Source organism: uncultured Campylobacter sp., assembly GCF_938045775.1.
Classification (GTDB): Bacteria; Campylobacterota; Campylobacteria; order Campylobacterales; family Campylobacteraceae; genus Campylobacter_B.
Window position 1 is genome coordinate 1 of the sequence record NZ_CALIBH010000176.1, and the last position, 8,403, is coordinate 8,403.

The window sequence follows — 8,403 nt, forward strand, 5'->3', positions numbered from 1 at the left end:
ATTCGCGAAGACTCGGGCGCTCGCCTAAAAAGATCACAGCGATGATTACAACGAGTACTACGCTTAGTTTATCGATCGGTGCTACTTGATAGGCTTTGCCGATTTGTAGGGCTTTGAAATACGCTAGCCACGATGCACCCGTCGCCAGCCCACTTAGTATCAAAAATACCCAGTTGCGAGGGTTCAGGCTCGATAGCGGCTGCCAGGCTTTAGCGTAGCGTAGGAACACGGCGAGACATAGGGCAATGATGATCGTGTGGATAAAAGTTGCGAAGTGAGAGTTAATGCCTTCAAGCCCGATTTTTGCAAATATCGCGGTCAGCGCCGCAAAGAGTGCTGATGCAAGCTGGCCGGGTAAAAAACTAGAGCTCTGTTTTTAATTTAGATGCGATTGCCAAGTCTTGCTTACGATTGCTGCTAAATTCTGCCCCGCATATATAGAAAAATCGCTAAAAGCGCGCTCTCGCTTCGCCTAACGCTAAGAGAGATCTGTTTAAATTCCACTTCGACGCTCCTCAAAAACAAATGCCAGCGACGCAAGCGCATCCATCATCGTTTAAATTCCACTCCGATGCCTCTCAAAAAAGCAAACTTTAAGCCCAAACCTACTACTCTAAAAGTTCAAATTTTACAAATGAAGGATACTGAATGAAAAATTTCATATTTTCCGCACTTTTGGCTCTTGGCTTCGTAGGCTGCGCCGTAAGCACCGCTCCGACGCCTGCAGGCAACTTACGCTCGCTCAAATCCGAGATCGTAAACTACACTCGCCAAAGCTCCACAGCTTACGTCTATACGTTCAAAGATCTATCCAACGGCGAGCTCTACACCGCTCGCGCAAGCAGATATTATGCGGCTGCGGGAGATACTGCCTATATAAGTACCGCTTCAGGCGCTATCACCGATATGCGAATCATCTCGCGCAAGGCAGGTTCCGTTGTTCCGCGCGCTTATGACATCGGAAAAATCGAGACCAAACAAATGCATAAAAACGACGCTATTGCTGTACCAGAGAGCGAAAATATCAGCTTTTAGTTCTATGCGATTTTTAGCTGCTGCACCCTTTAAGGTAAGCGAGCCTGCTTTTACTTTGTGAAACGTTTTTGTGTTTGCTCCCTACTCTTATGAAGGCAATAGTTTCTGTTCTTAATCATGGCGGGCTGGCGCGATTTGCTTGCGCTTTAAAGTCCGCTGATTCTTTATGCGATTGCCTGCATAAATTTTATATTTTATAAGTTGTGGAATTTTATATTTCACAAAATTCTGTGCTGCGTATCTTGCTTCTATGGCTCGGTTACCATTTCATATCCACTTGCTTTCGCGCTTAAATTCCTTGCTGCATAGTGCCATTTTGTCCGCAAAATTCTATATTATAGAAATACAGCTGGCGCTAGAATTTTGATTGCGAAATTCTTATAAATTTTCTTTCTCGCAGTTTTTCGCGTACTGTGTATTCTCGGTGCCTGTATTCTCTACTGATAAGATGTCGCGTAGATTTTTAAAACCTACGCTTTGCAAATTTTGTGTCTTGAAATTTCATTCATAAAATTTTGTATCGTAAATTTTTATGAAATTTCTCCCGCATGAAAGAGGTGTTGCCGTCTGTTTACCGCAGCCTGATATAATCCCCACATCGAAATTAGAACTCCTTTCAATAATCGGCGAGGCCTGTGTGGGTCTCGCTTTTTTTATGCCCGTTAAATTTGGATTTTCGGTAAATACTCGGTAACAATTCGGTAAAATTTTAGTATTTTTCAGCCTATTTTAAGCATATAATTTGTCATTTTGTGCTACTATTGCGCTTACAAACTTTTAAAGGAGTTCAAAATGAAACTAGTTAAACTTAGTTTAGCGGCAGCAGTCGCTGCAGGTGCTCTTGCGATGAGTGCAAGCGCTGTTCCATTAGAGGAAGCTATCAAAGACGTGGATCTAAACGGATACGCTCGTATGCGATACACTCACGATAAAAAGACAGATGACGAGAACCATAGAAATAATTCTAGCCAATGGGAATTTAAGTCCGAAGTAGATTTCAAAGCAAAAATCGACGATAACTTCTTTGGTGTAGTGGGCGTTAGGTTCTTAGATAGAGATAATGGCGAATCGCATTCCTCTTCAAATAGCCAATATCATGGCAAACAAAATCCAAGTGACAAAGGTTCCGATTTTGATATCGCTAAGGCTTACTTAGGATACACTGTTGGTGGCACTACAATCGCAGTCGGTCGCCAAGGTATAGGTTCGTTCTTTACCGATGATATGTATGGAGACGGTGTTAAGATTACTAGCACCGATATCGAGGGCTTGACAATTACTGGCTTCTGGATGGATTCTTTAGAGAACGATAGCGATATTTCAAGCCTTAAATGGGGCGCAGCGGTAGATAATAAACTAACTACTGATCATAATCTATATGGTATAGGATTTATGGGCTCATATGATCCAGTATCTTTCCAGCTATGGTATAATGCTCTAGAGGACGTAGCACAGCTTTTCGCCGCAGAGTTAGCTCTAAACTTTGATATCTCTGATGATTTTAATCTCGGCGTAAAAGGTCAGTACGCATTCTCTGATTTCGACGGCGATTATAAAGATGCGGGCGCTAGTGATGCAGACTTCTGGGCAGCAGAGGCTAATGCTGGTTTCTTTGGCGTTGATTTAGCTGCAGGTTATTTAAAATTTGAACCTGATGATAAAGATAAAGTTTCTTTTGTATCTTTTGAAGATCAAGGCTCTTTCATTAGCCCAGGTGAAGAGTTGTTAGACTATAGAAACTTTACTGGCGAAAATCACTACTGGTATGTAGTAGCAGGCTATACTATCCCTGATACTGGTATCAGAATCGGTGCCGATTACCTAGATGGTAAAGCAGATGGTGATAATGCATATGAGGTAGTAGGTAGAATTTCTTATAAATATAATGAAAAGCTAAGCTTCAAAACTTGGTATTCTCACTATAAGATTGATGATGCTTATGGCACAGGTCTTGATGAGAAAAAAGATCGCATCAGATTTGAGGCTAAATACAGCTTCTAATTATTTACCTTATACAGGTAAAATTAGGGCGAAGCTTTTGCTTCGCCCTTTTTAAATTCTAAATTAAGGTTTTCTATGAAAATTTTTAAAATTTCTTTTTTAGCATGTTTTTTTGCCTTTAGTTTAAATGCCGCGGATAAAGCAAGTGATGACACGTATGTATTCGAAGCCAAAGGTGAGTTTGCCAAAGAGCTAAAATCCCTGATCGAAAAGCATTCTAAAGATGAAAATGTAACCGTAAATATCTACAAAAACACTCCGGTCACAGGCAGTAAAACCCATAGCGGCAAGGTAAATCGAAATATAAATTTTTTAAAAGAAAGAGGTGGAGCTATCTTTGCTGAGAAGTGCGCTTCATGCCACGGCGAGAATGGCCAAAAAAAAGCTTATGGAGTATCGCGTAAACTCAAAGATATGGACGCCAAAGAGATCTCGATAGCTATGTCGCAATACACCACAGATCTAAGCTATGGCGGCAAGATGAAAAATATTATGCAGCCGATCGCCGCTAAAACAGGCGCTACGGAACTAGGCTACATCATCGCCTATCTAAAGGGTGATGATTCATTTCTATACGATAGCCCGTCTAGTAGGAGCACGAATACTGAAATTTCGACCGCCCCGAGCGAGCAGGGCTCATACCTAAAATAAAGGAGCGTAGATGAAAGTAGCGATCGTTTTGGCAAACGGTTTTGAAGAGATCGAGGCGGTAAGTTTGATCGATATTTTGCGCCGCGCAGAGATCAATGCGGTATCTGTAGGGCTGGATAAAAAATGCGTCTGCGGTGCGCACGGCGTAGAGATGATCGCCGATGAAATTTTAGACGATATAAAAGTTTCGGAATTTGATATGATCGTTTTGCCAGGCGGCTTGCCCGGCGCGGAGAATTTGGCCAAAAGCGAGAAGCTGGGGCAGATACTGCGCGACTTCGACGCAAACAATGCCAAGATCGGCGCAATATGTGCTGCTCCGTGGGCACTAGCCACCGCAGGTGTGCTAAAAAGCTCTTACACTTGTTATCCGGGTTTTGAAAATCAGATCGCTCACCCAGGCTATACGAATTCGGCGAATGTCGTAAAAGATCAAAATATAATGACTTCGAAAGGCCCTGCTACTGCGATGGAATTCGCACTGCAAATCGTCCGTGAGTTAAAAGGCGAGCAGGTTTATTCCAAGCTAAAGTCCGATTTACTTTTTAAATAAAATTTCAAGTTAGGGTCGATTCTGGCGCGCTTTATTTTGCCATCTGTAAAACGGGGCGTGCTGATTTTGCCACGCCTGAGAACTACAAATTTTATCTTACTCTGCACGTATAAAATAGCTACAATATTTATTCTGAGTATCCGTAAACGACAAATGGAATTCTTGCAACTCAAATTTTAGATCGAAAAACGCAAAAAACTTTGTGCGTGACAGATAAAATTTTATTGGAGCTAGTCGCTATTGAAACTAAATATTAACATCGTAGCGGCGTGGAGCGCGAGTATGAAAGATATTTTGGGCGTAGGCTCTCAAAAGGAAACTCAGCTGAATAAATTTCAGTGTGGCATCTTCGCGATGCACTCGCTAGCAGAAGATGAACAGATCGCGCAAAACGTGCTAAACAAGGGTATCGGCGTGATTAAAAACGACGAGATTGCGCTGGATATAAATTTGATCAAATAGCGACGTCAATGTGTCAAGAGGCAAAACGGCGCAGTTTTTGAAGGTTTTGTCGGTAAAGCTCAGATCTATCGGGAAGAATATAAGCTTGTAATGCGCGACGAAGACGAAAGCGTTATTTAGAATTCCTAAAAAGGATAAAATTTAGCGCTTCTTTAAAATATCGTCGTTTAAAAATGCCGCGCTGCTTTGTATCGTTTTGATAACGCGGTCTTTAGAATTTTGCATTTTGTCGGGTGTAGGTCTGTGTGCGATCAAATTTACGCGCCCGATTTTCGCCGTGAAATAAAAAATCCCCAGTATCGTCGCGTTTAGAAACACTCCAAAATATATCCGTTCTAATCCCCATATCCCTATGCTGGCGGCATGAATGGGCACAAAAATTATCGCGATTAAGACCGGATAATAATCCGAAATTTTATTTTTGGCAAGGATTACGGTCGTAACGATGGCATATGCGATGAGCGTAAAAGGAGAGATAAGCAAGAGTGCAAAAAGCGCGTTTATGCGCTGATAATCTTCGTGCCCGATTAAGACGCAAAAGCTACAAAACGCGAGCGTTATGAGAAAAAATAAAGGTAAAATCCACCGCGTTTTCACGTCGCGCCCTTTAAGTAGCGATAAAAAGAGCAGATGAGAGCCCAGCGCAATACAATAATAATCAAATATAACCGACGAGCTTAGAAACGTGAGCGGTATGCCGAGCAGTGCACCCGGCCCGTCAAAATATACCCCACTAAACATGAGCCACGTGATAAAGAGCATAAAAGCATATTTAAGACCCGCATAAGTGGCGCAAACACAGATACTAGCAAGGATAAATCGTATAAATTTGCTCATTTGCCTTCCCCTAAATTTAAGTGATTATAGCAAACCGCGAAAAACAAACGGCGCAAAATTTTAAATTTAGCCGTGCGCTCGCCAAATCCGCTGCTGATTACGAGCTCGTGCGCGCTAGAAGCACGCTCAATGTCTTCGCATTATTTCATCCGCGCCCGCGCCGCAAGATCAAATTCATAAATTCTAAATCCGTTTTGCGTTATCATTGCGCTAAATTTAAAATTTTACGCAAAGGGGATTATATGAAAAATACGGCATTCATCACGGGCGCTACGAGCGGCTTTGGTGAGGCGATCGCCAGGGCGCTTAGCGCGCAGGGCTATAAGATTATTGCGCTTGGGCGTCGCAAAGATCGGCTACAAAAGCTAGCCGGCGAGCTCGGCAATACGCATATTATCGCCGCGGATATTCGCGATAAAGCTGCGGTGTTTGACGCCGTAAGCGCGCTGCCTGCAAATTTCAAAGACGTCGAGGTGCTCGTAAATAACGCAGGCCTTGCGCTCGGGCTTGAGGGGATCGCGCAGACGCCCGTTGAGGATTTGGAGACGATGGTCGATACGAATATCAAAGGCGTGCTGTATTCGACCAAGGCGGTGCTGCCGCTGATGATCGCGCGCAAAAGCGGCTATATCTTCAATCTCGGCTCGACTGCGGGCGCGTGGCCCTATCCGGGTAGCCACGTTTACGGCGCGAGCAAGGCGTTTATCAAGCAGTTTAGCCGCAATATTCGCAACGACCTGCGCGGCACCGGCATCCGCGTAACGGAGATCGCGCCGGGAATCTGTAAGAGTGAGTTTAGCGAGGTGCGCTTTAAAGGCGACGTAGTGCGCGCTGCGGCCGTGTATGAGGGGGTCGATGCGATCCTGCCCGAGGACATCGCGCAGATCGTGCTAAGCTGCCTAGCGATGCCCCGTCGTGTAAATATCAACGTCGTAGAGGCGATGGCGACGCAGCAGAGCTGGGCTGGGCTTTTTATCGAAAAGCATTAAATTTTAAGGCGAGAAAATGAAAAAAATTCTATTACTAATGTTTTTATCGGTTGCCACGTTTGCGGTAGATGACGCGACCAGACAGCATAATGCCGAGCTTTTCGGCATCTGGACGCTGGTGCCGCCCGTCGTGGCGATCGCGCTTGCCTTTATTACCAAAGAGGTGATCCTATCGCTTTTCATCGGCGTTTTTAGCGGCACCTATATGCTTGCAGTCGTCGGCAACAATCCGATCTCCGCGCTTGTGGGCAGCTTTACGGATCTGGTCTCGCGCGTGGTGAGCTCAATGGCTAGCAAAGGCAACGCGGGCGTGCTTTTACAGGTGCTTTGTATCGGCGGCGTGGTCGCTCTGATTAGCAGGACGGGCGGCACGAAAGCCGTGGCGCTTTGGATTAGCAAGCGCGCCAAAACCGGTATCTCGGCGCAAATTTCAACGTGGATTATGGGTCTTTTCGTATTTTTTGACGACTACGCAAATGCTCTGATCGTAGGCCCCGTCATGAGGCCGATCACCGATAAATTTAGAGTCAGCCGCGAAAAGCTCGCCTTTATCATCGACGCCACCGCCGCACCGATTGCGGGTATCGCGCTAATTTCTACCTGGGTAGGGCTCGAAGTCTCTCTGATAAGAGCGGGATATGATCAGATCGGCGTGCAAAACGTAAACGCTTTCTCGATCTTCGTGCAGACCATGCCGTATCGCTTCTACAATCTTTTCATGCTCGCTTTCGTGCTTTACGTAGCGTTCATGCGTAGAGATTTCGGACCAATGCTCTCCGCCGAAAGGCGAGCGGCGAGCGGCGAAATCCACTCCAAAAATTCTAACATCGCCGAGCTAGAAGATAAAACGCTAGAGCCCAAAGAGGGGATCAAGCCGCAAGCTTCAAATGCCGTCATCCCGCTTATAGTGCTAATCTGCGGTGCGTTTGCAAGTTTTTATTTCAGCGGGCTAAGCAAGCTTGAGGGCGATGCCCTCGCGGCCGCAAAAGCCGCTCCGCTAAGCTTTATGACGCTTCAGGCGACCTTCGGCAACGCAAACTCGTCGGTCGCGCTTTTTCAAGCGGCGCTTCTTGCTACGGTCGTGTCTATATTTATGAGCGTTTACCGTAAAATTTTTAACGTCAGAGAGGCGATCTCTACGTGGATAAAGGGGTGGAAGACAATGATCGTCACGATCGTGATCTTGCTGCTTGCATGGTCGCTCAGCTCTGTCATCAAGGAGCTCGGCACGTCGCGCTATCTAGTCGATATGCTGAGCCAAAACACGCCGAAATTTTTGCTTCCGGTAGCGATTTTCGTGCTGGGCTCGTTCATTAGCTTTTCGACGGGCACGAGTTACGGCACGATGGGAATCCTAATGCCGCTTGCCATACCTTTGGCAAACGCCGTGGGACTTCACTACGGGCTTTCGGGTGATGCGCTTCACGCCTATATGATCGTAAATATCTCTGGCGTGCTTACGGGCGCCATTTTCGGCGATCACTGCTCGCCGATTTCGGACACCACGATCCTTTCGTCGATGGGCGCGGGCTGCGATCATATCGAGCACGTAAAGACGCAGATGCCTTACGCTCTATCCGTCGGCGCGGTCGCCGTGGTGGCGGGCTATCTGCCCGTAGCGCTAGGGCTTAGCGTCTGGATCGCACTGCCGATGGGGCTTGCCGTTACGTGGGCTCTCGTGCGGTTCGCAGGTAAAAAAATAGAGGAGTAGCTCCCGCAAATTTTAAATTTGCTTTTAAATTTTGAATTCCGCAGCGATGCGGAATTCTACTGGGCGAAATTCTAATCCGCCTCGCGGAATTTCACTCTGTAAAATTCCGTCGCGCTAGTAAAATTTTAAAACGAAATTTCAAAAAGCGCGAGCAAATTTTAAAA

Annotated in this window: 9 protein-coding genes; 7 read left to right on the forward strand and 2 right to left on the reverse strand. The window is 45.6% G+C overall.

Going from position 1 to position 8,403, the window contains the following annotated elements:
• Nucleotides 1–322: EamA family transporter (locus tag Q0238_RS06695; protein WP_297944234.1), on the reverse strand; the 322-nt coding region annotated here is incomplete at its 3' end.
• A 326-nt stretch (nt 323–648) separates the two neighbouring features.
• On the opposite strand from Q0238_RS06695, the gene Q0238_RS06700 reads away from it, so the two are divergent.
• The 5 genes from Q0238_RS06700 to Q0238_RS06720 all read left to right on the forward strand — a co-directional run bounded on the left by Q0238_RS06700 (nt 649) and on the right by Q0238_RS06720 (nt 4,702).
• Complete coding sequence (locus Q0238_RS06700) at nt 649–1,035, forward strand: hypothetical protein (RefSeq protein WP_297944213.1); 387 nt, start codon at nt 649–651, stop codon at nt 1,033–1,035.
• Nucleotides 1,036–1,827: 792 nt separating this feature from the next.
• The gene (locus tag Q0238_RS06705) at nt 1,828–3,036 is read left to right on the forward strand and encodes a major outer membrane protein (protein WP_297944215.1); all 1,209 of its coding nucleotides are present in this window, start codon (nt 1,828–1,830) and stop codon (nt 3,034–3,036) included.
• Nucleotides 3,037–3,111: 75 nt separating this feature from the next.
• Nucleotides 3,112–3,687: a c-type cytochrome gene (locus Q0238_RS06710; RefSeq protein ID WP_297944217.1), complete on the forward strand. Its 576-nt coding sequence runs from the start codon at nt 3,112–3,114 to the stop codon at nt 3,685–3,687.
• A gap of 10 nt (nt 3,688–3,697) precedes the next feature.
• Complete coding sequence (locus Q0238_RS06715) at nt 3,698–4,240, forward strand: DJ-1 family glyoxalase III (protein ID WP_297944220.1); 543 nt, start codon at nt 3,698–3,700, stop codon at nt 4,238–4,240.
• Between the two features lie 240 nt (nt 4,241–4,480).
• Complete coding sequence (locus Q0238_RS06720) at nt 4,481–4,702, forward strand: S-ribosylhomocysteine lyase (protein WP_297944223.1); 222 nt, start codon at nt 4,481–4,483, stop codon at nt 4,700–4,702.
• A gap of 141 nt (nt 4,703–4,843) precedes the next feature.
• On the opposite strand, the gene Q0238_RS06725 is transcribed toward Q0238_RS06720, so the two are convergent.
• On the reverse strand, nt 4,844–5,539 hold the full coding sequence (locus tag Q0238_RS06725) for a hypothetical protein (protein ID WP_297944226.1): 696 nt from the start codon (nt 5,537–5,539) through the stop codon (nt 4,844–4,846).
• 242 nt (nt 5,540–5,781) lie between these two features.
• Here Q0238_RS06725 and Q0238_RS06730 point away from each other — a divergent pair, with 242 nt between their 5' ends.
• Nucleotides 5,782–6,528 carry an SDR family NAD(P)-dependent oxidoreductase gene (locus Q0238_RS06730; protein ID WP_297944229.1) on the forward strand — a complete coding sequence of 249 codons (747 nt, stop codon included), beginning with the start codon at nt 5,782–5,784 and terminating at the stop codon, nt 6,526–6,528.
• A 16-nt stretch (nt 6,529–6,544) separates the two neighbouring features.
• On the forward strand, nt 6,545–8,239 hold the full coding sequence (locus Q0238_RS06735) for a Na+/H+ antiporter NhaC family protein (RefSeq protein WP_297944232.1): 1,695 nt from the start codon (nt 6,545–6,547) through the stop codon (nt 8,237–8,239).
• Nucleotides 8,240–8,403: the final 164 nt, after the last annotated feature.

Bases quoted from the DNA above. Each gene is read 5' to 3' on its own strand.
- Q0238_RS06700 (WP_297944213.1), top strand. From the start codon at position 649: ATGAAAAATTTCATATTTTCCGCACTTTTGGCTCTTGGCTTCGTAGGC.
- Q0238_RS06705 (WP_297944215.1), top strand. From the start codon at position 1,828: ATGAAACTAGTTAAACTTAGTTTAGCGGCAGCAGTCGCTGCAGGTGCT.
- Q0238_RS06710 (WP_297944217.1), top strand. From the start codon at position 3,112: ATGAAAATTTTTAAAATTTCTTTTTTAGCATGTTTTTTTGCCTTTAGT.
- Q0238_RS06715 (WP_297944220.1), top strand. From the start codon at position 3,698: ATGAAAGTAGCGATCGTTTTGGCAAACGGTTTTGAAGAGATCGAGGCG.
- Q0238_RS06725 (WP_297944226.1), bottom strand. From the start codon at position 5,539: ATGAGCAAATTTATACGATTTATCCTTGCTAGTATCTGTGTTTGCGCC.
- Q0238_RS06730 (WP_297944229.1), top strand. From the start codon at position 5,782: ATGAAAAATACGGCATTCATCACGGGCGCTACGAGCGGCTTTGGTGAG.
- Q0238_RS06735 (WP_297944232.1), top strand. From the start codon at position 6,545: ATGAAAAAAATTCTATTACTAATGTTTTTATCGGTTGCCACGTTTGCG.